Here is a 25,341-nt window from a genome sequence, read left to right on the forward strand (position 1 = left end):
GGACGTTTGAATGATCCGGGTTGTCGTCGTTGATGATCATGAAATTGTACGAAAAGGTATTGTAGCGTATTTGCAGACGGAGGAAGCCATTGATGTTGTCGGGGAGGCATCAGGCGGTCATGAAGGGGCGGATTTGATTTTGCGTACGGAGCCTGAGGTTGTCCTGATGGATTTAATCATGGATCATGGGAGCGGAATTGAAGCGACGGAAAAAGTGAGGACACACTTGCCGGCGTGTAAAATCATTATTCTGACAAGCTATTATGATGATCAGCAGGTTTTTCCTGCTCTTGAGGCAGGTGCTTTCAGCTATCTCCTCAAAACGGCTTCCGCTTCGGAAATTGCCGGGGCGATCAAAAAAGCTGCGGACGGCGAGAATGTGATCGAGCCGAAAGTGGCGGGAAAGATGATGTCCAGTTTCCAGAGTGATCAGAAACAGCCTCACGATGAATTGACTGAACGTGAACTTGAAGTGCTTCTCTGTGTTGGTGAAGGGCTGACAAATCAGGAAATCGGAGAAAAGTTGTATATCGGTGTTAAAACAGTGAAGACACACGTAAGTAATGTTCTTTCCAAATTAGACGTTCATGATCGGACACAAGCTGCTGTTTATGTTCACAAAAACGCCTTATTGAAACTGAATGATTAATTATTTTAAGACACCTTTTTTGATTTTATTCTGCGTTTCTTAGTATAATACGTACGAAAATAATTGAAAGGATATCCATATGAAAAACACGAAAACAACCGAAACATGGCTAATGCTAATATGGGTTCAGTCACTTGTTGCCACATTGGGCAGTCTCTTTTTTTCGGAAATCATGGGTTATGTACCGTGTGAGCTGTGCTGGATACAGCGGATTTTCATGTATCCACTAGTGATTATATATGGGACTGCTCTTTTTAAAAAAGATGTATCCATTGCATTGCCGGGTCTGATTTTGAGCGGCATTGGGATATTTGTCTCACTGTATCATTATTTGGTGCAGAAGCTGCCGGACTTGCACGTTGCAGGTGGCTCGTGTGGAGCTGTTCCTTGTAATACGGAATATGTGAATTATTTTGGATTTGTTACGATTCCATTTTTAGCGGGTATCGCATTTATCGTTATTGTTGTATTGCATACCGTGCTACTCAAAAAAAGCAGGAGCGGGAGGAATTAGTTGATGCAAAAGAAGATGCTGATTATTTTAGGTTCGATTGTCGTGTTGTTTGTGGCACTTTATTTTGTGATGGATTATAAAAATCAGCAGGCTACCGGCGATGGTGAAAATCCATACGGAACAGACAACCTGGAACAGGCAACGATCGATCAGTTGGATAATCCGAACTACCAGAATCAGATTTTGCCGGATGAACTGGAAACGGAACTGGATAATGGGGAGGATATGCTTGTCTATTTCTATGACCCGCAATGTCCGCATTGTCAGGAGTTAACACCGCGCCTTGTGCCAATTGCTGATGAGATGGGTGTTGATATGAAAAAACTGAACCTGCTTGAGTTCGAGGATGCGTGGGGCACGTATGGCATTGAAAGTACGCCGACACTGATCTATTTTGAGAATGGGGAGGAAGTCGACCGTGTAAATGGGGCTCAGTCAAATGAGGTTTTCGAGGCATTTTTCAATGAATATGTTGTGAACGATTCAGGCAACAGTGATGGCGAGGCAAGCTAAGCGCCCAGAGACAAAAGGTTTTTATGAAAAAAAGTTTGTATGTAAGTAGATGTATAGACCCGCTGTGGGAATATGCCTGGCGCACCTTAGCGTAGCCGGCGGGGTTGGGCCGATATAACGTTGGTCACAAAAGGGTGTGGCGCTCTTAGCCTTTAAGTTGTGTCTCAATCTCCTGGGGGCGCTCCCGAGAACTCTCGGGACCCCCGGGTTGCCTTGTTATGCCTATCCCTCCATATCGACCATGTGATAGTTTGTCACAAAAGGTCTGTCCAGAAAGTATGCCGGTGGTTTAACGTCTCCGCCATCCTTATGTGCCTGCTTAAACTCATCTGAATTCTTCCAGTTGTCAAAATCGGATTCTGAAGCCCATTGGGTCATCGCAACATAGGTATTGCCTTTTTTGGGTCTAAGCAACCGGAAAGCTTGAAACCCAGGCGCTGATTCCACGTTCCCGCGCCGTTGTTTAAACTTGTCTTCAAATATCGCCTTGCCATCATCGGCTACCGGAATATTATTCATGACCACATACCCGTTTTTCTGTAAAGTACCGCTTTGGGTGACTGATTCATATTCTTTGCCCGAAGCGAAGATATTTTTCTTTTCCCCTTCATAATAAATCAGGGTACTGGTGTTTTCGCGCATAAAGAAAAAATCAATGTTCGGATGTTTTTCCGGCATTTTTTTCAAAAAATCAAACGTTCCTTTTGTCATAAATGCATTCATCATGCTACCCCCTAACAAATTCTGCACCACTATTTTACCATACCCGTTTTCCTTGAGCGATACTCTCCTCTGTCTCGGCATGTAACGACACAAATGTTTCAAAAACTGTCGTAAACGGCCGATGCTGTTCAGGCTAACACTGTACGAAGTCGCACTTTATAATTCTTATTAAATAACAGTGAGTGTAATTCTTTCGTCACTGCAAAAATTGTCGTATACTAATTTTGAGGTGAATTCACATAAGATGAAAAAGCTAAAATGGCTATTCCTTTCTTTTGTTTTCATTTTGATGCTCGGTCTAATTGGATATGCTGTCATACTATTCGGCGGCGGGCTTATTGTTGATGAAGAAGATATGGTTCTTGATGCCACAACGACAATTGAAACAAATGATGGAACGGTCATCGGCAAGTTATATGATGAAAATCGGATACCCATCACACTTGAACGTATTCCGGAGCATGTTCAGGAAGCATTCATAGCTGTAGAAGACAGACGCTTTTACGATCATGCAGGTGTAGATTTTATTTCGGTTGTCCGGGCGGTTTTTCGGGACATTGTGGCAATGGCAAAGGTAGAAGGCGCCAGTACGATCACACAGCAGCTGGCGAAAAATCTGTTTCTAACGAATGACAAAACGTGGCTGCGTAAGACAAAAGAAGTCATGGCGGCTATTCATTTGGAACGACACTTATCCAAAAACGAAATCCTGGAATTATATTTAAATGAAATCTACTTTGGAGAAGGTGTGTACGGCGTTGAAGCTGCATCCCTAAAGTTTTTCAATAAATCAGCTGACGCGTTGACATTATCAGAAGGAGCACTATTGGCTGGGCTGGCAAAAGCGCCGAATGGCTACTCGCCAATCAATCATCCTGAAAAAGCAATGAATCGCCGGGATGTTGTTCTCCATGCATTGGAGGATACCGACGCTATTTCGACAGAAGAGCGTCTGGAAGCACAAGGAAAAACGCTTAGTCTGGATGTGCAGGAATATGAACCGAAACCATGGGCGGCGAGTTATATTGATTTGGTGCTAAAGGAAGCACAAGACAAGTATGATTTATCGGCTGACGAAATACGGCGCGGCGGTTATCAAGTCTTCGTGAACATAAATCCGAACATCCAACAAATTGCCTATGAAAACTTCCAGGATGATCATTATTTCCCGGGTAATACCGAAAGAGTTGAAGGTGCTTTTATAATGATGGAACAAGATTCGGGGAAAATTGCAGCTGCTGTCGGAGGTCGTGATTACCGACTGGGTGACCTGAACCGGGTGACAGTGAAGCGCCAGCCGGGATCAACGATGAAACCACTTGCCGTCTACGGGCCTGCGATGATGCAGGAGGCCTATCAGCCATATACGTTAATTCCGGATCAAAAAACTGAAATTGACGGGTATACCGCAACAAATTATGATGACGAGTATGCCGGGATGGTTTCGGTTTATGAAGCGCTGGTGAAGTCGAAAAATGCACCGGCGGTATGGCTCCTAAATGAGATAGGCATACCCTATGCGAAGGACTACTTGAATCAACTGAACATACCGGTTCAGGATGAAGGACTGGCAATCGCGTTAGGCGGCTTATCAGAAGGTGTAACCCCTTTACAAATGGCGGAAAGTTACCGTGCATTTGCGAGCGGCGGTAATGTGGTTGATGCGTTGGCCATTGAACAAATTGCAAATCGGGAAGGTGAGGTTATTTATGAAGCGGAAACAAAGACTGCTGAGGTTTTCAGTCCGCAAGTCGCCTGGAACATGACGTCGATTTTATCACGTGCTGTGACAGAAGGGACAGGCAGTGCGGGGAGCTATCCAAAAGCATTGGCAGGCAAAACCGGTTCAACACAGCACCCGTACGTTGAAGACGCTGTGAAGGATGCATGGTTTGCAGGGTTTACGCCGGAATACGTGAGCGCTGCGTGGATGGGCTATGATACTTCTGATGAAAATCATTATTTGACGGCTGGAAGTGAAATGCCGACAAAACTGACAAAGGATATTTTTTCAGAAATCGACAAACAGGAATCGCTGGCAGCATCGTTTGAAAAACCGGACAATGTGGCAGCTTTGCCGGAACCGATTCAATTGCCTGGGGACATTTCATTGCACGGGGATTATTCGTTTGGCGGCTTTTCCTTATTCAACGGCAAACTTGAATGGACGCCCCCTGACGATGAGCGGATCGTTTACCACGTTTATCAGGAAAAGGAAGGGATTGATGAACGAATCGGCAAAGTGGAAGGGGACAACGAATATACGGTGAATCGTATCCCGTTTTTTGGATCATCCCGTTATTACGTTGTACCTTATGATCCTCTGACAAAAACGGAAGGGCAGAAATCAAATACGGTTGAATTGTCCATGTAATGTTAAGGCTAAAGTGACAGGGAGGATTGTGGTTCAATTTAGACAAATTGTTGACAATCCCGGCTGTTTTCTATACAACGAACTTGAAAATCGCTATAGTTAAGGATAGGCAATTCTGTTTAGTTGAACAGAATTGGACATTTGACTTGCAGTTGGACCCCTACTTATCATCTTTGTGTTACCTCATCGCTTTGAAGTGGGGTCTTGTTGCCAGTTACATGCGGGATAAAGCGAAACTATATTCAATGGGATGCTTTTTCCCATTGAATGAAAGTTGAGCCGAATCGGGCATTTAGGGCCAGTTAGCCGCCGAACTTTGGCGGGTTACTGACCATTACATGCGGAATAAAGGGTGAAGTACGTGGTAGAACAATTTAATGATACGATTTTGAAAGCATACAATGGTGAGAAAACGAATTATACACCAGTATGGTTTATGCGCCAGGCAGGCAGGTCGCAGAAAGAATACCGTAAACTGAAGGAAAAATATTCCTTATTTGACATTACGCACCAACCAGAATTATGTGCCTATGTCACAAGGCTTCCTGTGGAACATTACGGGGTAGATGCAGCGATTTTGTATAAAGATATTATGTCACCACTGCCGGCACTTGGCGTCAATGTGGAAATTAAAAAGGGCGTCGGTCCGGTAATCGACAATCCGATTACAAATTTTCAGGATGTGGAACGATTGGGTACCATCAATCCGCAGCAAGATGTCCCATACGTCCTGGACACGATTCGCCTTTTGACCGAAGAACAGCTGAATGTACCACTTATTGGCTTCAGCGGTGCGCCATTCACATTGGCAAGCTATATGATCGAAGGCGGCCCATCCAAAAATTACAGTAAAACCAAAGCACTCATGTACAGTCAGCCGGACGTCTGGTTCGCGCTAATGGACAAACTGGCTGATATGACGATTGCCTATGTAAAGGCGCAAATTGACGCCGGAGCTAGGGCGATTCAAATATTTGATTCGTGGGTCGGCGCCTTGAACGTAGAGGATTACCGCTATTATATCAAACCGATCATGAAGCGGATTTTCTCGGAATTGCAGGCTGAGAACGTGCCATTGATATTATTCGGTGTCGGTGCGCGGCATCTGTTGCTGGAGTGGAACGATCTGCCGGTGGATGTCATCGGTCTTGACTGGCGCACGTCCATTACCGAAGCACAGCAAATGGGGATCACCAAAGTATTGCAGGGGAATCTTGATCCGACAGTGCTGCTTGCTGACTGGGAGACGATTGAGCGGAAAACGAAAGCGATTCTGGATGAAAGCATGGCTCAGCAGGGTGCACATGTATTTAATCTTGGTCATGGTGTCACGCCGGATATCAAACCGGCAACACTTAAAAAATTGACAGAGCTTATTCATACGTATGCAAAGTGATAAATTGAAACTGACGAGGTGTTAGAAATGGGAAAGAAAACATTAGGACTGCTGGTGATGGCGTACGGTACACCTTATAAAGAAGCGGACATTGAACCGTACTACACGGATATCCGTCACGGCAGAAAACCGACTGAAGAACAATTGCAGGATTTGAAAGACCGTTACAAAGCAATCGGCGGCATTTCTCCCCTGGCAAGAATCACGGAAGAACAGACGAAAGCTTTGGAAGATCAGTTAAATGCATCACAGGATGACGTTGTATTCAAGGCATATATCGGCCTGAAGCACATCCATCCATTCATTGAAGATGCTGTTCAACAAATGGCGGATGATGGGATAAAAGAAGCCGTTTCAATCGTGCTCGCTCCACATTATTCAACATTCAGTGTTAAATCGTATAACGAGCGCGCTAATGATACAGCCGAGAAACACGGCATTTCCATCGAATCAGTGGAAAGTTGGTATGATGAACCAGGCTTTATTAAATACTGGGCTGATCAAATCAGTGCCATTTACGATAACATGCCTGCAGACGAACGAGAAAAAGCTTGTTTAGTCGTTTCCGCCCACAGCCTGCCGGAAAAGATTCTCAAGGATGGCGATCCATATCCGGATCAGCTGAAAGAAACAGCACGGTTAATCTCTGAGGAGACTGGTATCAAAAATTACGCAATCGGCTGGCAGAGTGAAGGCAATACGCCTGATCCATGGCTTGGCCCGGATGTACAAGATCTGACACGTGATTTGTATGAACAAAAAGGCTACCGCTCGTTCGTTTATGCACCGGTCGGCTTTATTGCGGATCACCTGGAAGTGTTATATGACAACGACTACGAATGTAAAGTCGTTTGTGATGAGTTGGGGGCAACCTATCATCGCCCGGAAATGCCGAATACCCATCCGCAATTTATTGCAACACTGGCTGATGTTGTGATGCAGAAAGTAAAGCGTGAAGTCCAATGAGCGAAACGAAAAAGATTCTAATAGCAGGCGGCGGGATAACGGGTTTATCCGCTGCCTTCTATTTGCAAAAAGAAATTCGTGAAAAGGGTTTGCCGTATGAGGTGAAACTTGTCGAAGCAGGCAGCAGACTTGGCGGCAAAATTAAAACAACACGCCGTAATGGCTTTGTGATTGAGCAGGGGCCGGACTCATTTTTATCACGTAAACAACCCGGCGTTAAACTAGTCAGGGAATTGGGGTTAAGTGATCAGCTCGTCCGTAATGGTACCGGACAATCTTACATCCTTGTGAACAATAAATTGCATAAAATACCTAAAGGCTCATATATGGGCGTGCCTGTAAGCATTCGTCCATTCCTGTTTTCCGGTATTTTTTCGCCAGTTGGGAAATTGCGTGCCGGCATGGATTTAGTACTTCCACGAGGAAAAACAGGTGATCAGTCACTGGGCGGATTTTTCCGCCGGCGTTTCGGAAATGAATTGGTTGAAAATTTGATTGAACCACTTTTGTCCGGGATTTATGCCGGTGATCTTGATGATATGGGCATTATGGCTACATTCCCCAACTTTTATCAGCTTGAACAGGAACACCGTAGCCTGATCAAAGGGATGCGGAAAACCATGCCTGAGAAAAAGAAGCCGAAAAAATCAAGCGGGAAAAAGCGAGGCATGTTTTACTCGTTTGCAAATGGCCTCGAAACATTGGTCGAACGGCTTGAGGATGTTCTTGGTGATAACGTTTCGCTCGGTGTCGGGGTTGACCATGTCGAGAAAAAAGACCACGGTTACCATGTGTTGTTGAGCAATGGTGATGTATATAGAGCGGATGCGGTTGTGATGGCAACACCGCATGATACGCTGCCAAAAATTTTCAGTCAGTACGAGCTGTTTGACGATTTCCGTGATATTCCGGCCACATCGGTTGCCAATGTCGCCATGGCATTTGATGAATCAGCCATCAAACAGGATATCGATGGCACCGGATTTGTCGTATCGCGCAACAGCGATTTCCGGATTACGGCATGCACCTGGACACATAAAAAATGGCCGAATGCCGCACCTGATGGCAAAGCACTTGTCCGTTGCTATGTCGGCAAGCCGAGTGATCAGTCAGTGGTCGATTTATCCGATGAAGAAATAACGAACATTGTGCTGGACGATTTGAATAAAACGATGAATATTACGGCAAAGCCTGAGTTTAGTGTCATCAGCCGCTGGGTCAATGCCATGCCGCAATACACGGTAGGACATACCGAACGGATTGCGAACGTACGTGATGATATGGACCAGGAGCTTCCGGGTGTCTTTTTGGCTGGCAGCTCGTATGAAGGCGTCGGCATCCCGGACTGCATCAGTCAGGGCGAAAAGGCGGTTACTGACGTATTGACATTTTTGCGTGATTAATATTCGGATCGGCACCCAACAGCGCGTTTGGTACCGATTTTTTTTGTCGCAGGATCGAGGGAGAATCGGCAGAAGGGCGCGGGAATCGGCAGAAGAGCGGAAGAATCGGCAGAAGGGCGGAAGAATCGGCAGAAGAGCGGAAGAATCGGCAGAAGAGCAGAAGAATCAGCAGAAGAGCGGGAGAATCGGCGGAAGGCCGCGAAAATCGGCAGAAGAGCGGGAAAATCGGCAGAAGAGCGGGAAAATCGGCAGAAGAGCGGGAGAATCGGCAGAAGGGCGAAGGAATCGGCAGAAGGGCGCGAAAATCGGCAGAAGAGCGGAAGAATCGTCAGAAGAGCGGGAGAATCGGCAGAAGAGCGGAAGAATCGTCAGAAGAGCGGGAGAATCGGCAGAAGAGCGGGAGAATCGGCGGAAGGGCGGAAGAATCGGCAGAAGGGCGGAAGAATCGGCAGAAGAGCGCGGAAATCGGCAGAAGAGCGGAAGAATCGGCAGAAGAGCGGAAGAATCGGCAGAAGGGCGGGAGAATCGGCAGAAGGGAGAAAAAATCTGCAGAAGTGCACAAACATTCTGCAGAAAACTCTACCTTAGTCAAACTGTAGTATTTGTTTTGAATGACTTTTATATGGAAAGATTGAATGTTGCGGGAAATCGTTAATGCCTGGTGATAAGTATTTTCTTCCTCTATTCTGTCCTTCTTGTTGAAGATGCATGCTATTTAAAATGGTCTGAGCCGTTTTGGGTGAGTTGATTTGGAGCAGGTTGCGACATTTCTTGTTTGTAATGGCAGTTCCGTGAAAAAGAAAGTAATCTAAAATTTTCCGCTCATGGGCTTTAAAGGACGTGGCAAAACAGTTTGGACAACGCCATTTTTTGTATAATCGGCTCATAGGGTGTTGCCCGCATTTCTCACAAGGGATTCCTTTTATCAAATGCTTTTCCTTTATATTAAGGTCCTGAAGTATGTTTACCCGAAGAGGGGAATCTTCTTGCAATAAGGTATGGGACAACTTCTTCAACTGGGTGTTTGTGGTTATATTTTCCGTATAGTTATGGTTAAGTCTGTCCAGATGATGGTGCAGGCTTTCGTTGTGAATAATTTTGTTATATACATCAGGATCATCCCAGATATTTTCAATAATAGTTGAGGGATAAGCAACGACTACGAGAGTTTCTATCGGAATATTGAAAAATCCGCGTCTTTCAAGCCATATTTGCATATTTGTTTTTTGTGCCTCAGCTTGTAAAATCGGGTCTTTGTATGATTTTGTCTGTCCGCTAACTTCCTGGGTTAACTGTCCCTGTTTCGAATCATACCTGAATGTTTCCTGTTTGTTTTTAATCTCGAGTATGAAAAGGACCCTTTTTGACAGGATGAGTGTGTCGATCTGAAAATAAAACGGAGGGTTTTGCAGTCTGATACCTTGTAAAACGAAGAAATCTTTTTGCGGGTAGGTGGCGACCTTGTAGTCAACATTCCTTTCGCCGTCATAACCTGCTTTTTCCCGTTTGTACTCTGAAACAATGGTTTTATGCTGCCGGTACTGTGGTAAAATCCATCTGAACAGGGCTTCGTAGGTTAAAAGTTCATGAGTCTTTTTTCTGTGCTTTATAGTTGTTGGATTCACGCTTCCATCACTCCTTAATAATTATCAATCATATATTCGACAAAAGACTCCTGATTCCTGCTAAGTATTATAAAAAATTGGACAAATTTTGATGAAATCGGTTGTAAATGTGAATGTATAAAAAATAGGGTGGTCAGGGGTATCGAGAATAGCTGCGGAAGAGCAGAAGAATCGGCAGAAGAGCGGGAGAATGGGCGGATGACGTTGAAATTTAGCAATAAAATGCCCCGGCCAAAACCGGGGCATTTCTTCTTCCCATTATTCATAACTCTTTTCCAACTCATCAACAAGCTCGCCGACATAGGCGACAGCTTCTTTAATAGCGTCCGGTTTGGACATGTCAACTCCAGCCTTCTGGGCTAGGTCCAATGGTTTCATTGTTCCGCCTGCTTTCAATACGGACAGCCAGCGATCCACGGCGGGCTGGCCTTCTTCGCGGATCATTTTCGCCATGGCAGTTGAAATCGTCAGGCCGGCTGAATAGGTGTACGGGTATAATCCCATATAATAGTGTGGCTGACGCATCCATGTCAGGCCAGCGCCTTCATCAATCGAAACGGCGTCTCCCCAGAACTGTTCGATCGCTTCTTTTTTCTGCTTAGACAGAACAGTTGCCGTTAGTGGGGTGCCTTCTTCAGCCAATGCATACACCCGGCGCTGAAATTCGCCTTCCAGCAAATGTGTAACAAAGTTATGATAATAAGTTCCGAGCAGCGAGCTGATCACCCAGCGTTTCATCCGCTTGTCATCCGTTTTGGCAATCATATGGTCTGCCAGCAATAACTCGTTCAAAGTTGATGGTGCCTCGATAAAATATGTGGATGGTCTGGTATTTACGAGTGACTGGTTTTCGCCGGCAAGATAGAAATGTCCTGCGTGTCCAAGCTCGTGCGCCAGGATAAATGCTCCCCGCATGTTGTCTGTCCACGTTACTAAAATATACGGGTGAACTCCATAAGGCGACGAACAAAATGCTCCGGTCTGCTTACCGACATTATCCGTCCGGTCGACCCAGCGATTGTGGATTCCCTGATGTATGATGTCGCGATACGCTGGTCCCATAACCTCCAGTGCTTCAAGAATTGTATCCGTTGCTTCAGTGTAGGTTGTCGCCGGATTGAACTCCGGATCAAGAGGTGCTTTGAGATCGCAATAGCGCATCTCGTCAAGACCGAGTTTTTCCTGTTTCAATTTCGCGTACCGACGCATATGCGGTGCCAGTTCCTTTTGAATGACATCGAGCTGATTATGATACATATCTTTGGTTACCTGCTGCGGGTGGAGCAACATATCAGTTACCGAATCGTAAGAACGAAGTCGTGACATGGTAACTTCTTTTGTTACCTCGGTAGCATATGTTGCCGCATACGTATTTTTGTACTGATCCAACGTTTTAATAAATGCGTCGTATGCATTTCTGCGGGCAGTTGTATCCGGCGACAATTCATACTTGTCCTCGTATAGCGCTGCTGACATCGGTAATTTTTCACCTTCACTGTCCTCGATGGCTTCAAACTGCATATCGGCTGATTTGCTCCGCTCATAGATCATAAATGGCGCGCTATGAACTTCATCAAGTGCAGCAAGAGTTTCTTCAATTTCCGGTGCCAGTGTAAACGGCTTTTTCTCCAATACATCGTCAAGCACTTTCCGGTATGTTTTCAATTCCGGTTCTTCACTTATGAAGTAGTCAATCACGTCGTTCGATAACGCCAACAGTTCATTTTCAACGAATGCTAATTTCGCACCAATTGTGGCCAGCACGGATGATACTTTGGCGGAGTCAGCCTGATTTTCCGGATCGGCCCCGTCAGCACTTGATTTCAGATTTGCATATGTTGCGACTCGAATCAGACGCTTTTCAAAATTCTCTTGCGCCTTCAGACCATTCAACAGGTTTTCGGCATTTGCTACCAGCCGTCCTTTATATTGGGTAACATCACTGACATTTGCTTGAATAGCGCTCAGCTCTTTTTCCCACTCATCATGGGACTGAAATAAATCCGTTAAATCCCATGTCTGTTCTTCCGGTACTTCAAAACGTGTCAGACGATCCGTTTTTGCGGTCATTCAAATACCCCTCCCCAAATCAATTCGTTTTCCTAATTAATTATAAAATAAAAGTTAGTCAAATAACATCATTTGCGATTATTTTTTGAAAAATACCGCGATACTTTGGTAAGCTTTTATAAGTTCGATAGTCCTCAGGTATTCAAGATCTTTCGTCGACGAGTTTTAGCTTAGTATATCTGAATGATTGACAACTGTGTATTAAATTTTACAACCTGCCTGTTTTAGTACACCGTCTTAGGGGCGGTAATCGGCACAACATACAAAAAGAGATACAGCTGTATGTATAGCTGTATCGATGGAAAGGAAGTATAGAGTACAGTTAAACGAAAATAGAGGTGTAAGCCTACCTTGCCGGGTGATCACATTCGTCACAAAGATTGCCGTAGCAGTCGGCTTTCTCATACATCACGTTGCCACAGTTGTGACACTTTTTCTTTGGCAGGTTCCTGAAAAACTCAATAACGTTCATCATGCGAACATCCCCTTTTTGAGTTGGTAAGTGCATTGTAATATAACAGTATGCACGGTGTCAATACTGTGTTACAACAAATTTAACATTTGAGGTGAACATTATGAAGTTAACGATTATTGGTTTTTGGGGTGGTTATCCTGCCCCGGATGGTGCAACATCAGCATATCTGCTGGAAAAAGATGATTTCACACTATTAATAGACATCGGGAGTGGGTCACTGTCCAAATTGCAATCCAATAAACACGTTATGGATTTGGATGCTGTCATTCTTTCCCATTATCATCACGATCATGTGGCTGATATCGGGGTTTTGCAGTATGCATGGCTGGTGCAGTCCTACATTCAGGAAAACAGTGAAGTTCTGCCGATTTACGGTCATACAGAAGACTTGGATGGGTTTAACGCATTGACGCATAAAAATACAGAAGGAATTGCCTATGATCCGGCTGCAGCACTTGAAGTCGGTCCATTTTCCATTACTTTTTTAAAGACAGTTCATCCGGTTCCGTGTTTCGGCATGCGGATTACTGACGGAGAGACGACGATTGTCTATACCGCCGATACTGCCTTTAAAGAAGAATGGTATGATTTTGCCAAAGATGCTGATCTTTTGATAACGGACTGCAATTTTTATGAAGATCAGGATGCCTCAGCTGCCGGGCATATGACAAGTCAAGAGGGAGCCATGGTTGCCGAGGAAGCGAATGTTAACGAACTGATTTTGAGTCACTTGCCCCAATACCGTGACAACAATGACTTAGTAAAAGAAGCCGGACGCTATTTTTCCGGAAAAGTTCAGTTAGCAAAAGAGGGCCTCATATGGGAAAAAAGTCGTAATTTTTGATTATAATCGACATTTCCATTACACTTAAAATGGTGAATGTATTTTTTTAGGGAGGTCTCTGTCATGAAATTCATTGATAATCAGGGCATCACTGATCCGACTATAAATTTGGCAATAGAAGAGTATATCCTGCAAAACTTCGGGGAGAAAGATACATATTTGTTGTTTTATATCAATAAACCCTCGATCATTGTTGGCCGGAATCAGAACTCCGTTGAAGAAATCAATACGGAATACGTGGACGAAAATGGTATTAAGGTCGTCCGCCGTCTGTCCGGTGGCGGTGCCGTCTACCATGATGAGCAAAATCTTAACTTTAGTTTTATCACAAAAGATGATGGTGATAGTTTCCAGGATTTTGCGAAGTTTACCCAGCCGATTGTTGACGCGCTGAATAAGCTGGGCGTACCCGCGGAAATGAAAGGGCGCAATGACCTGGCTGTTGAAGGCCGTAAAATTTCCGGAAATGCCATGTTTTCAACGAAAGGCCGGATGTTTAGTCATGGAACATTGATGCTTGACTCGGAAATTGAAAACGTCGTCTCAGCGTTGAATGTTAACAAAGAAAAAATCGAATCGAAAGGCATTAAGTCGATCCGCAGCCGTGTCGCTAATATTTCCGAGTATCTTGATGAAAAGATCTCGATGGATGCATTTAAAGAAATGATTCTGAAACATGTTTTTGATGTGGAAGATGTCAAGGATGTGCCACGGTATGACTTGACTGAAGCGGATTGGGAAGAAATTCATAAGATTTCCGAAAACCGTTACCGGAAATGGGAATGGAACTTTGGGAAATCACCTAAATTTAATGTGCAGGCGTCCCATAAATTCGATGCAGGTCTTGTCGATGTTCGCCTTGACGTGAACAATGGCACGATTGAAAACTGCAAAATTTACGGGGACTTCTTCGGATTGGGCGAGGTCAGTGATCTTGAAGATGCATTAACAGGTGTCCGTCACGAACGGAAGGCGATTGAAGAAGCGCTTTCCAATGTTGAGGTACCGCATTATCTCGGCAGGATTCCAAAAGATGAATTTATTAAAATGCTGTATTAAGACAGGTAGGAACCGGTTCTGTAAAAAAAAAGGGCCGGTTTTTTTAGGATAAATAAAAGCATTCGTTTTAACTTTTTTGATGAAATTTGATGGTTTTTATGTAAAAATTCAAGAAAAAAGCAAATTTTCTATTGTTTTTTTCGTTCGGAGTTGGTAAATTATAGATACCCTCTTTCTTTTCATTGTTACATGAAAGGATGAAACATAATGATAGAAAATTTTTATTCTCCAACGTACGAAGTGACTCCCCTTACAATGGCAGTTATCCCACATCAGGACGAGGGTGGACGTTCCGGCGCACGCGTATTGGAAGAACAGGAGGAATATTCTGTTCACAGCTCCCCGAGCAAAATGATTGATCGCGCATGCAAGTTCTTTGGAAGCAGTCTCAGGGGTCGCCAGGACGGAACTCGCGGTATTTGCGGTATTACCCATAAAGCTCCCATTTCCATCGATCCGGGAAGCGGCATGTATTTTTTCCCGACAACATCTCCAACCAACCCAAAGTGTTCATGGATTGCCCACTCACATATTGACCAGGTCAATCAGGGGCCGGGCAGGCGGACAGAAATTATTTTTAAAAATCAAACTTCCATTCTGCTTGATGTGTCATTTGGCTCGATGCTTAATCAGGTACAGCGGACTGCACAATACCGTTATTTATTGGACAACCGGATCAAAGGCTTGCAGAATCAGTCCTCTGATAAAGTGGCTGAGCCTTTTGCATAAGTTCCTGAATAATGTTTTCCACTTTTTTGCGGATAGCCGGGTTAAAATAGTTACGCTTTTCTTCACGTCCCCTGCAAAGAAATAAGTAGGATGAAAATGAATCATTTTTATTCAAGGTAACGACCCGGAGTTTTTTATCCTGCATCGTCTTTCTCAGCTTTCTTCGTTCATTTGCAGCTTCGGTATTCATGTTCTCCAAAAAGTTGATATATGGCTCCTTTATTTTAAAAGTACCATGCTGGATGTTGTGAATATCCTGTTGAATCACCACCATCGCCATTGAAAGAAACAGAAAGCGTGAAGCCAGCTGTAACTCTTCGTCATTCAGATAGCGCATATTATCCCTCCGTAATCGAACATTAGTTCCGTATCTATTATATGATATGTTGAACAAAAAATATACAAAAAAATTTGGTATAAGGTAAAATGGAAAGAAAGAGGATATGTATTTCAATCAAAATGCTTTTTCGATAATGTTTACTATGTAGATGCGGACGGATAATTTACAATAAAACCAGTTATACTGGCTACTGGATAAAGAAGACGTTTCAGATAAATTGGACATTTACGGACGGGCAGTGTATCCCCCTCGTGTTAGGGGGGCATGCTGACCGTTACAAGCGGGATCAATAAGGGGACAACGAAGACATGTATGTGTTAAACGTCAGCATTATGGATTGGAGAATTTGGCTCGAACAGGACAGGCTGGACGAGTTTATTCGGCATCTATTAAGTGAATACGAAAGCCTGGGACCATTGCCAGGTGTTCTTTTACCATTTATAGAAGCATTTCTGCCGTTTTTACCATTGGTTGTATTTGTGCTTGCCAATGCAGCCGCTTATGGCTTATGGGAGGGCTTCATATTATCATGGGCAGGAGCATGTGCCGGCGCCATATTGGTATTTTTGCTTATCCGGAGACTTGGGGACAAGCGGTTTTTTAAGGCAATACGCCGGAATAAACAAGTGCTTCAGGTGACCGGATGGGTGGAGCGGCACGGCTTTGGCCCGCTTTTTCTGCTCATGTGTTTCCCGTTTTCCCCTTCGTCGGTCATCAATATTGTGTCGGGTCTTTCAAAAATAAGTACCCAACAATTTATCCTGGCGGTACTTATGGGGAAGACGGTCATGATTTTTTCAATTGCTTTTATAGGTTCAAGTATTTTTGAGTTTGCAAAGAATCCGGTCAGAACCATTGTTGTCGGCGTCTGTATCGTACTGTTCTGGGTGTTCGGAAAATACATCGAACGGCGATTGCAGCGGAAAGCAGTGATAAAAGAAATTTCTGAACGGGACCAGGTTAAAAAGTGACAAAACAGGGTATGCTGGTAAAGTCAAAAGCGAAAGCGACCGGTTAGCGACGTACGGACTGGACTGAGGCGCAGAAGATAAAGGAAACACGACGACCATAGGAAGTCGATGTTGACTTATCGTACGGAGGCGAGGGAAGTCGCGCTAGTCGCTGGGAGCTGGAGCTGGTAAAGTCAAAAGCGAAACGACTGTACAGCCAGTCTGATACCCTGGAGGAAACTGGAATGAAAAAACGATATATTCGCAAAATAATACCGATCATCCTGTTAGCCCTGACCCTGGCGATTATTTTTCGATCTTATTTATTTGCAAGTTATGTTGTCAATGGTGAATCGATGGAACCGACGCTCCATGATGGAAATTTGTTAATGGTCAATAAGGTTGTTTATAACCTGACAGATGTTGATCGCTTCGATATTATCGTGTTTCATGCTAATAAACGGACTGATTATGTCAAACGTGTCATCGGGCTGCCCGGCGACGAAATTGTTTACAAGAATGACGAATTATTTATTAATGGCGACAATGTACAGGAACCATTTTTGGAGCCATTTCGAAAAATGCGGGACAGCAAACCGTATACGGAGGATTTTACCCTGGAAGGTGTCACCGGGTCCGTAACAGTCCCTGAAGGAAAACTGTTCGTGATGGGTGATAATCGAAGGGAAAGTCTTGACAGTCGTAAAATCGGCTTTGTTGACGCGGCCACGCTGGTTGGAAAAGTCGATGTCAAATACTGGCCGGTTTCTGATATGCAACTAAGTTTCGGATGAAGTTCATACATTTGGAAAGTGTTCTAAAACCTGTTTCTCTGGTAAAATAAGAAACAGGTTTTATTATTTTATAGTTTGAAGATATAAACTGCGACATATTGAAAAATCTGTGCACTTAAACACCGCTTCGGAAATACACACCGCTTTCCGCGGGCGGCTGGTGAGCCTCCTCGTGCTCGTCGTGTTGCAAGTGATTGCGAGAAGCAGCACTCCTCGCAGGACGAAGCATACTCATGGAAGCTTTGCTTTGTGCTGGCGCACTGCGGGGTCTCACCTATGCCTCTGCTCCCGCAGGAGTCTCCGTGTATTTCCTGCGCTAAGGTTTGCTCACGCCATCTAAATGCTGCCAAATGGACTACCTTAGGCTATATCGCAGTTCTTCTCCATTGCAGCGTTTGATTGGAGCGGAGGGCAGGAGACTCCTGCGGGAAAAGCAACAGCTGAAGACCCCCAGGAAGTGGTTTTCTTCCGAGGAGGCTGAAGCGTTGCCCGCGGAAAGTGACTGCCCGCAGCGGAAATCAAGCATAGTCTACGTCGCAGTTTATGGATTTGGTGTCAATGTCAACAATTTTTTAGAAAAAAAGTCTTAAGAAAAAAGCCTGTTATTCAGGGGGGCAAAATATATGGGACTCCGATTTTTATTAGGCAGAGCCGGAACAGGCAAAAGCGAACGGATTTTAAAGGATATTCAAACGCAATTAACGGATCATCCACAAGGGTCGCCGATCTTTTATATTGTGCCAGACCAAATGACGTTTCAGCAGGAATATGCTTTATTTCAGGATGAAGCGATTAAAGGCAGTATCCGCGCCCAGGTTGTCAGTTTTTCACGGTTGGCATGGCGCGTTCTGCAGGAAACAGGCGGTGGGACAAGACAATTTATCAGTTCGGTCGGGACTCAAATGATGCTCCGTAAAATTATTGCGGAAAAAGAAAGTGACTGGCATATATTTCAAAAGGCTTTGGAGAAGCAAGGGTTTCTCGAACAGCTTGAAAGCATGATAACTGAGTTCAAACGCTATCGAATTTCCCCGGAACTGCTGCATGTGCAAATGGAACAGATGCAGCAATTTGTCCATAAAGAACCCGGCGAGGCGGCACTAACGGGCAAGCTGAACGATTTGGCTTATATCTATGAAAACCTGATTCGTGCTTTAGGAGATAACTATATGGACAGCGAGGATCAGCTGCAGTTGCTTGCTGACAAAATACAGGAGGCGCCACTGCTTGAGGAAGCTGATATCTACCTTGACGGGTTTCACCGGTTTTCACCGAAAGAATTGCTTGTTGTGGAGGCCTTATTACGAAAATGTCGTTCTGTGACGGTGGCATTGACGACAGATATCCCGAATCAGAACAATCTGTCTGAATTGGATTTGTTTTACCAGACAAAAGAAACGTATCAAACCTTGCAGACCATTGCGCAGGAGAATCATATTCCAATCAATACACCGATTCTATTGGAGCCGGAAAATGGCAGCTTGCATACCCGGCCGTATTTTGCTCATTTGGAACGGTATTTTGATGTGAGGCCTGCGCCTGTGTATGACGGGGAAGTGCCAATCCAAATCGCCGAGGCTGTTCATCCGCGTGCAGAAGTAGAAGGGGTTGCCCAGGAGATTCTACGTCTTGTCAGGGAAGAACATTACCGCTTTAAGGATATCGCGGTCTTTATTCGTCAAACCGATGTCTATCACGATTTGATCGATACGATTTTTGATGATCATGATATTCCTGTCTTTATCGATGAAAAACGCAGCATGCTGAATCATTCCTTGATTGAATTTATCCGGTCCATTATGGATATCGTTGAAGGAAATTGGCGGTATGATGCGGTTTTTCGTGTTCTGAAAACCGGGTTTATCCCGTCCAGTGATGCACGATACCCGCTGAATGCTGATGCGATTGACGAGCTGGAAAATTACGTGCTTGAATATGGCGTCCGGTCGCGTGAACAATGGCTTGGTGAGGATGAATGGGTTTTCCAGCGGTTTCTTGGTTTTGCCCGATCGGGACAGACTGATGCCGAACAACAAATGCAGCAGCGAATCAATGCATACCGTCATCAGGTGGCTCAGGCACTGAAAGAATTTGACGAAGCTATCAGACAGGCTAAGACGGTACGAAAGCGATGTGAAGTTATCTATTTACTGCTGGAAAAACTTGATGTACCCGGCCGTCTTGAAAAAATAAGGGAAGTTTTCGATGCGGAAGGTGAGATTGAAAAAGCACGTGAGCAAGAACAAGTTTGGAGTGCTGTCATTCAGCTGCTTGATGAGATGGTTGAAATGGCCGGTGATGAGTCGATGACGATGGGAACATTCCGTGCCGCCATCGAAGCCGGTTTTGAGACACTAACGTTCGCCCACGTACCGCCGAGTATTGATCATGTCATTGTCGGGACGATTGACCGTTCGCGGATCAGCGGCGTGCAGTGTTCATTTTTACTTGGTGTTAATGACGGCGTGTGGCCGATGATCCAGGCGGAAGATGGCCTGATCAATGAACAAGAGCGCAACATTCTGGCGGAACACGGATTGGAACTGGCAGAAAGCAGTAAACGGAAGCTGTTGGATGACTGGTTTTATATGTATCTGGCGTTCACCTCAGCGCGCGACTATTTATGGGTCAGTTATCCGTTAAGTGATGCGGAAGGAAAATCAAAGATGCCATCACAGCTGGTTAAGCGACTGGAAGATTTATTTCCTGAATGCCGTGATCATCTATTGCTGCAGGATCCTGATGAACTGATTGATGCTGAACGGTTTATTACCACCCCAATTAAAACACGGGCAGCGCTGACGGCCCAGCTGGCACGCAGCCAAAAAGGATACCCGGTGAAAGAGGTATGGTGGCATGTTCTGAACTGGTATCTCCGGAATCACGCTAAATACAGCACAACTTATACGGTCCTGCAAAGTTTGTATTATCAAAACAGACCGGTTAATTTATCACGCCAGACAACCGAACAGCTGTATCCAAAACAAGTGAAGGCCAGTGTGTCGCGACTTGAAACCTATTATCGCTGCTCTTACCAGCATTTTGCTCAGTACAGTTTGCAGCTTGAGGAACGAAAGACTTATAAGCTTGATGCACCTGATATTGGGCAGCTTTTCCATGAAGCATTGAAAAAAATTACCGAATGGATTCAGGCTTCAGGCAGGGATTTTTCACAACTATCCAGAAGCGAAAGTGCCGGTTATGCACGGCAGGCCGTGGACAACCTGGCGCCTGTTCTGCAACATCAGATTTTGCACAGTTCAAACCGCTATCAATATATTCAACAAAAACTTCAGGATGTTATTACACGGGCAACGTATATATTGGGTGAACAGGCACGACAGAGTGAATTTTCACCGGTGGGGCTTGAGCTTGGCTTTGGTGACAATCAGACCCTTAATCCGGTGACATTGCCGCTTCCGAATGGCTTTGAATTAATGCTGCGCGGGCGGATTGACCGTGTTGATAAAGCTGAGAATGCTGATGGATTATTTTTACGAATCATTGATTACAAATCCAGTGAAAAAGGATTGAATCTAATCGATGTGTATTATGGGCTGGCACTCCAGATGCTGACTTATCTGGATGTCGTTCTTTCTCAGTCTGAACAGTGGCTTGGGGTAAAAGCATCACCAGCGGGCGTTCTTTATTTTCATGTGCATAACCCAATGGTTTCAGGAAAAATGAATATGCCTGATGAAGAAATCGAAAAGGAACTCTTTAAAAAATATAAAATGCAGGGGCTGCTGCTGTCCGATGAGCAAATTGTTAAATTGATGGATACTTCACTGGATTCAGGAAGAAGTCAAATCATTCCGGCGGGTGTTAAAAAGAATGGTGACTTTTACAGTGGTTCGAGGATTGCTGACAATGAAACATTCCAGAACCTGCAAAATCACATCCATCATTTGATGATGCAGGCAGGCATTGATATGACATCAGGCGGTGTCCACTTGAACCCCTATCAGCATAAGCAGCAAAAAGCATGCACCTATTGTCCATTTTTATCCGTTTGTCAATTTGACCCAACTTTGGATGAAAATAACTATCGTAAACTGACCGACATGAAGGATGATGAAATTTTGGAGAAACTCCGCACGAAGGAGGAATCATAATGGTCAACTGGACAAAAGAACAGGAAGAAGCGATTTCCCTCGATGGCCGTGATATCCTTGTTGCTGCTGCGGCAGGATCAGGAAAAACGGCTGTTCTTGTGGAGCGGATTATCCAGAAACTGCTGCGGAAAGAGGACCCGGCAGATATCGATTCCCTGCTTGTGGTGACGTTTACGAACGCGGCGGCACAGGAAATGCGGAACAGGGTCGGGCTGGCGCTGGAACAGGCTTTGGCAGATGATCCGGATTCCAGTCATTTGAAAAAACAATTATCCCTTCTGCAGCGCGCCTCCATATCGACCTTGCATTCTTTTTGTCTTGATATTGTAAAGCAATACGCGTATTTGCTTGAGATTGATCCCGCTTTCCGGATTGCCGATGATATGGAAGCTGATTTGATCAAACAGGAAGTCATTGATGATTTATTTGAGGATTGGTATGGAAAAGAGGGGGAAGAGCAGCAAAACTTTTTCGCGGTGGTGGACCGTTTTTCGAATGACCGCAGTGATACCGATGTCGAAAGTCTTGTCCTTGATTTGTATACATTTTCCGTACAAAATCCTTGGCCGGACCAGTGGCTTGATCGACTTGCAGATGTCTATGATATTCCGGATAACTGGCAGGAAGCTGATTTAGACTGGCTTTCCATCATTAAAAAAGAAGTCAGAAGCGAGTTTGACGCGATCAATCAGGAGATGCAGCTGGCAATGGATCTGACCCGGGAGAGTGACGGACCATATCATTATGCTGAGACAATCGAATCAGACCTTTCCGGGTTACAGGAAGCCGAGGCCCAAATTGATTCGTGGGACCATCTGCAGGCGGTGATGGCTGCCAGTTCCTTTGCACGATTATCTGGAAAAAAGGCTGACTGTGATGAAGCGAAAAAAGATAAAGTAAAAAAACTGCGTGATAGCTATAAAAAACGCTGGAACGATATGAAAGAGGGATGGTTCAGCCGTAACCTGGAGGGCCATGTTACCGATATGCAGGAACTGGCTCCTGTGATCAGACAGCTGACTGTACTGGTTAAACAGTTCAAAGTGCGGTTTGCCGAACAAAAACGCGAGAAGGCGATTGTCGACTTTTCCGATTTGGAACATTACTGTTTGCAGCTGTTAATGGACGACACCTCAAGTCCCGGGCGGGTCACACCATCCAATGTAGCAGTCAGCCTGAGAGAGCAATTTACAGAATTGCTGGTTGATGAGTACCAGGATACGAATCTTGTTCAGGAGACGATTCTGACGCTGATAAGTGATCACGAAGGCCCTGGAAACATGTTTATGGTCGGCGATGTCAAACAGAGCATTTACCGGTTCCGGCATGCTGAACCTTCCCTGTTTATCGATAAATATAAACGGTTCGCAAGTGATGCCTTGTCTGCGAAACGAATTGACCTGGCAAGCAATTTTCGGAGCCGGGAACAAGTCCTTACAGGTACCAATTACATCTTCAGGCAAATTCTGGATGAATCATTAGGCGAGATGAATTATGATCCGGACGCAGAGCTGATTTATGCCAATAACATGTACGATGCATTACCACAACCTGAGCCGGAGCCTGAACTCGTCATCATTGACCGTGAATCACCGGAAGAAAAAGAAGACCTGACACCGGAAGAGGAAGACTATCAGGATCTGGAAAAAGCACAGCTTGAGGCACGTGCCTATGCGGAAAAAATCAAAGGCTGGATTGGTCAGAAAGAAAAAGAACCACTAAAAGTTTATGATAAAACGACGGATCAACAGCGGGATGTTCAGTACCGTGATATGGTTATTTTGCTACGTTCCATGACGTGGGCGCCAACGATTGTGGATGAGTTAAAAAAACAGGGCATTCCCGTTTATGCTGAGCTTTCAACCGGTTACTTTGAAGCTATCGAAGTAAAGATCATGCTGAACTTGCTGAAAGTGATTGATAATCCAAGACAGGATATTCCGCTTGCTTCTGTGCTGAAATCCCCGATTGTCGGGCTAAATGAAGAAGAACTCGGGATTGTTCGGTTAGCTGATAAACGGGGCACCTATTACGATGCTTTGAAAGCTTTTCATCGGGGGGATATTGATGATGCTGCCGTTAAAGTGACCCATTTCATGGAAAAGCTGGAACGTTATCGTCTTGCATCACGTCAGGGGGCTTTATCAGAGCTGATCTGGCAGATATACAGGGAGACCGGCTATTATGACTTTGTCGGTGGTATGCCTGGAGGGCGGCAGCGTCAGGCGAACCTGAGGGCGCTTTATGACCGGGCAAGGGGTTATGAAACAACGTCATTTCGCGGCTTATTCCGCTTTTTGCGCTTTATTGAACGAATGGAAGAGCGTGGCGATGATTTGGGCGCTGCGCGTGCGCTCAGTGAACAAGAAGATGTTGTCCGGATTATGACGATTCATAAGAGTAAGGGACTCGAATTTCCGGTGGTTATTCTCGGGGCCATGGATAAGCAGTTTAATATGCAGGATTTGAATCAGCGGTATTTACTGCATAAAGATCTCGGGTTTGCCAGCAAATATATTGATCCGGTCAAACGCATTACGTATCCAACGCTTTATTATCACGCTGTAAAACAAGCATTAAAGCGAGAATTGCTTGCCGAAGAAATGCGTGTGTTATATGTGGCACTGACACGGGCAAAAGAAAAACTGCTGATGGTCGCGAGTGTCGCATCGTTTGCCAAAAAACAGGAAAAATGGGAGCAGGTCATCGATCATTCCGATTGGATATTGCCGGCGCATTACCGCGTCAAGTCGAAAACATACCTGGACTGGATCGGCCCCGCATTGATCCGGCATCAGACAAACGATGTGCTGCGTACAATGGAAGTGTCTGATCAAGTACTTGAAGCCATCCGTATCGACCCGTCTGAGTGGAACGTATCCGTTGTACATGGAAGCTCTTTTGCCAACCTGGAGGAAGAAGATACGAAGGAAGTTGGCGAGCTGAAAGAAAACATTGTCAACTGGGAACCGCTTGATATTGATGATAACGTGTATGATCACGCGGTGGATAATCGGCTGGCGTATACGTATCCACATGAACAAGCAGCCCATTCCCGGGCCAAGCAAACCGTTACGGAAATCAAACGACAGCGCGAACTGAAGGACGAATACAGCAGTGATCAGCTCCTCCAGAAGTCTCAGCCACAACCGCCCATTGTTAGGCGGCCGGCATTTATGCAGCAACAACAGACCATTACGGCGGCTGAACGTGGGACCGCCATGCACACCGTGATGCAGCATATCCCATTAGAAAAGCCTATGCGGGCTGATGCGATTGCCGAGTTTGTGGAATCACTGTTCGAACGGGAGATTTTGACCAGACAGGAAGCAGACGTCATTGATATTCATGCCGTTGAGGCCTTTTTTGGCACTGCTGTCGGTCAGTTGGTCATGAATGCACCGACTGTAGATCGTGAGGTGCCGTTTAGCCTGACGCTCCCAGCTAGTGAAATCTATGCAAACTGGTCTGGTGAAACAGATGAACATGTATTGATTCAAGGGGTCATCGATTGTGTGATTCCCATGGATGATGGCTGGATTATTTTGGATTATAAGACAGATACAATCACAGGAGACCTAACAGATCGCGTAAAAACGAACCTGCTGAAGCGTTATGATGTGCAAATGCAACTCTATAAACAAGCCTTACAGCGTATCTGGAAAGAACAGGTCAAAACCGCATATCTTTATTTCTTTTCCAAACAGCTTGAATTGGAAATTTGATCAAACGAATATGGCGAATTTGTTACAGAATAAACCTGGTCAAACCTTTGATATATCAAGGGTTTGACTTTTTTTAT

20 protein-coding genes are annotated in these 25,341 nt (G+C 44.9%); 15 read left to right on the forward strand and 5 right to left on the reverse strand.

Features of this window, described 5'->3' with window-relative positions; all coding sequences use genetic code 11:
- The first annotated feature begins 10 nt into the window (after nt 1-10).
- The 3 genes from E4U82_RS06140 to E4U82_RS06150 all read left to right on the forward strand — a co-directional run bounded on the left by E4U82_RS06140 (nt 11) and on the right by E4U82_RS06150 (nt 1,676).
- Nucleotides 11-649 (forward strand): response regulator, encoded by a 639-nt coding sequence (locus tag E4U82_RS06140; protein ID WP_135109198.1) that lies wholly within the window; start codon nt 11-13, stop codon nt 647-649.
- 79 nt (nt 650-728) lie between these two features.
- Nucleotides 729-1,163, forward strand: coding sequence for a disulfide oxidoreductase (locus tag E4U82_RS06145; RefSeq protein ID WP_135109199.1), 435 nt, complete (start codon nt 729-731; stop codon nt 1,161-1,163).
- 3 nt (nt 1,164-1,166) lie between these two features.
- Nucleotides 1,167-1,676 carry a thioredoxin family protein gene (locus tag E4U82_RS06150; RefSeq protein WP_135109200.1) on the forward strand — a complete coding sequence of 170 codons (510 nt, stop codon included), beginning with the start codon at nt 1,167-1,169 and terminating at the stop codon, nt 1,674-1,676.
- Nucleotides 1,677-1,898: 222 nt separating this feature from the next.
- Here the strand turns inward: E4U82_RS06150 and E4U82_RS06155 are convergent, their stop codons facing one another.
- Nucleotides 1,899-2,399: an antibiotic biosynthesis monooxygenase family protein gene (locus tag E4U82_RS06155; RefSeq protein ID WP_135109201.1), complete on the reverse strand. Its 501-nt coding sequence runs from the start codon at nt 2,397-2,399 to the stop codon at nt 1,899-1,901.
- Nucleotides 2,400-2,643: 244 nt separating this feature from the next.
- On the opposite strand from E4U82_RS06155, the gene E4U82_RS06160 reads away from it, so the two are divergent.
- From E4U82_RS06160 to E4U82_RS06180, 5 genes are all read left to right on the forward strand, one after another.
- Entirely contained in the window at nt 2,644-4,773 is a 2,130-nt protein-coding gene (locus E4U82_RS06160) for a transglycosylase domain-containing protein (RefSeq protein WP_135109202.1), read from the forward strand.
- A 361-nt stretch (nt 4,774-5,134) separates the two neighbouring features.
- Nucleotides 5,135-6,169, forward strand: coding sequence for a uroporphyrinogen decarboxylase (gene hemE / locus E4U82_RS06165; RefSeq protein WP_135109203.1), 1,035 nt, complete (start codon nt 5,135-5,137; stop codon nt 6,167-6,169).
- A gap of 27 nt (nt 6,170-6,196) precedes the next feature.
- Nucleotides 6,197-7,135 carry a ferrochelatase gene (gene hemH / locus E4U82_RS06170; RefSeq protein WP_135109204.1) on the forward strand — a complete coding sequence of 313 codons (939 nt, stop codon included), beginning with the start codon at nt 6,197-6,199 and terminating at the stop codon, nt 7,133-7,135.
- Nucleotides 7,132-8,538 carry a protoporphyrinogen oxidase gene (gene hemY, locus E4U82_RS06175; RefSeq protein WP_135109205.1) on the forward strand — a complete coding sequence of 469 codons (1,407 nt, stop codon included), beginning with the start codon at nt 7,132-7,134 and terminating at the stop codon, nt 8,536-8,538. The genes hemH and hemY overlap by 4 nt, the downstream gene beginning before the upstream one ends.
- Nucleotides 8,539-8,581: 43 nt before the next feature.
- The gene (locus E4U82_RS06180; RefSeq protein ID WP_135109206.1) at nt 8,582-9,193 is read left to right on the forward strand and encodes a hypothetical protein; all 612 of its coding nucleotides are present in this window, start codon (nt 8,582-8,584) and stop codon (nt 9,191-9,193) included.
- Here E4U82_RS06180 and E4U82_RS06185 read toward each other — a convergent pair.
- The 3 genes from E4U82_RS06185 to yhfH all read right to left on the reverse strand — a co-directional run bounded on the left by E4U82_RS06185 (nt 9,123) and on the right by yhfH (nt 12,708).
- On the reverse strand, nt 9,123-10,163 hold the full coding sequence (locus E4U82_RS06185; protein WP_135109207.1) for a nuclease-related domain-containing protein: 1,041 nt from the start codon (nt 10,161-10,163) through the stop codon (nt 9,123-9,125). The two genes, E4U82_RS06180 and E4U82_RS06185, sit on opposite strands and share 71 nt — an antisense overlap.
- A gap of 258 nt (nt 10,164-10,421) precedes the next feature.
- The gene (pepF, locus tag E4U82_RS06190; RefSeq protein ID WP_135109208.1) at nt 10,422-12,233 is read right to left on the reverse strand and encodes an oligoendopeptidase F; all 1,812 of its coding nucleotides are present in this window, start codon (nt 12,231-12,233) and stop codon (nt 10,422-10,424) included.
- Nucleotides 12,234-12,579: 346 nt separating this feature from the next.
- On the reverse strand, nt 12,580-12,708 hold the full coding sequence (gene yhfH / locus E4U82_RS06195) for a protein YhfH (RefSeq protein ID WP_135109209.1): 129 nt from the start codon (nt 12,706-12,708) through the stop codon (nt 12,580-12,582).
- A gap of 100 nt (nt 12,709-12,808) precedes the next feature.
- Here yhfH and E4U82_RS06200 point away from each other — a divergent pair, with 100 nt between their 5' ends.
- The 3 genes from E4U82_RS06200 (at nt 12,809) to E4U82_RS06210 (ending at nt 15,340) form a co-directional block, all read left to right on the forward strand.
- Nucleotides 12,809-13,552, forward strand: a complete 744-nt coding sequence (locus E4U82_RS06200) for an MBL fold metallo-hydrolase (protein ID WP_135109210.1) — start codon at nt 12,809-12,811, stop codon at nt 13,550-13,552.
- 63 nt (nt 13,553-13,615) lie between these two features.
- Nucleotides 13,616-14,611: a lipoate--protein ligase gene (lplA, locus tag E4U82_RS06205; RefSeq protein ID WP_135109211.1), complete on the forward strand. Its 996-nt coding sequence runs from the start codon at nt 13,616-13,618 to the stop codon at nt 14,609-14,611.
- A 207-nt stretch (nt 14,612-14,818) separates the two neighbouring features.
- Nucleotides 14,819-15,340: a competence protein ComK gene (locus E4U82_RS06210; RefSeq protein ID WP_135109212.1), complete on the forward strand. Its 522-nt coding sequence runs from the start codon at nt 14,819-14,821 to the stop codon at nt 15,338-15,340.
- Here E4U82_RS06210 and E4U82_RS06215 read toward each other — a convergent pair.
- Entirely contained in the window at nt 15,288-15,677 is a 390-nt protein-coding gene (locus E4U82_RS06215; protein WP_135109213.1) for a YhjD family protein, read from the reverse strand. The two genes, E4U82_RS06210 and E4U82_RS06215, sit on opposite strands and share 53 nt — an antisense overlap.
- Nucleotides 15,678-15,988: 311 nt before the next feature.
- Between E4U82_RS06215 and E4U82_RS06220 the strand changes: the two genes are divergently transcribed.
- From E4U82_RS06220 to addA, 4 genes are all read left to right on the forward strand, one after another.
- Nucleotides 15,989-16,651 (forward strand): TVP38/TMEM64 family protein, encoded by a 663-nt coding sequence (locus E4U82_RS06220; protein ID WP_135109214.1) that lies wholly within the window; start codon nt 15,989-15,991, stop codon nt 16,649-16,651.
- A 224-nt stretch (nt 16,652-16,875) separates the two neighbouring features.
- Nucleotides 16,876-17,424 (forward strand): signal peptidase I, encoded by a 549-nt coding sequence (lepB, locus tag E4U82_RS06225; RefSeq protein WP_135109216.1) that lies wholly within the window; start codon nt 16,876-16,878, stop codon nt 17,422-17,424.
- Between the two features lie 623 nt (nt 17,425-18,047).
- Nucleotides 18,048-21,539: a helicase-exonuclease AddAB subunit AddB gene (gene addB, locus E4U82_RS06235; RefSeq protein WP_135109218.1), complete on the forward strand. Its 3,492-nt coding sequence runs from the start codon at nt 18,048-18,050 to the stop codon at nt 21,537-21,539.
- Entirely contained in the window at nt 21,539-25,264 is a 3,726-nt protein-coding gene (addA, locus tag E4U82_RS06240) for a helicase-exonuclease AddAB subunit AddA (protein WP_135109220.1), read from the forward strand. The genes addB and addA overlap by 1 nt, the downstream gene beginning before the upstream one ends.
- Nucleotides 25,265-25,341: the final 77 nt, after the last annotated feature.

Source organism: Lentibacillus salicampi, assembly GCF_004565465.1.
Classification (GTDB): Bacteria; Bacillota; Bacilli; order Bacillales; family Amphibacillaceae; genus Lentibacillus; species Lentibacillus salicampi.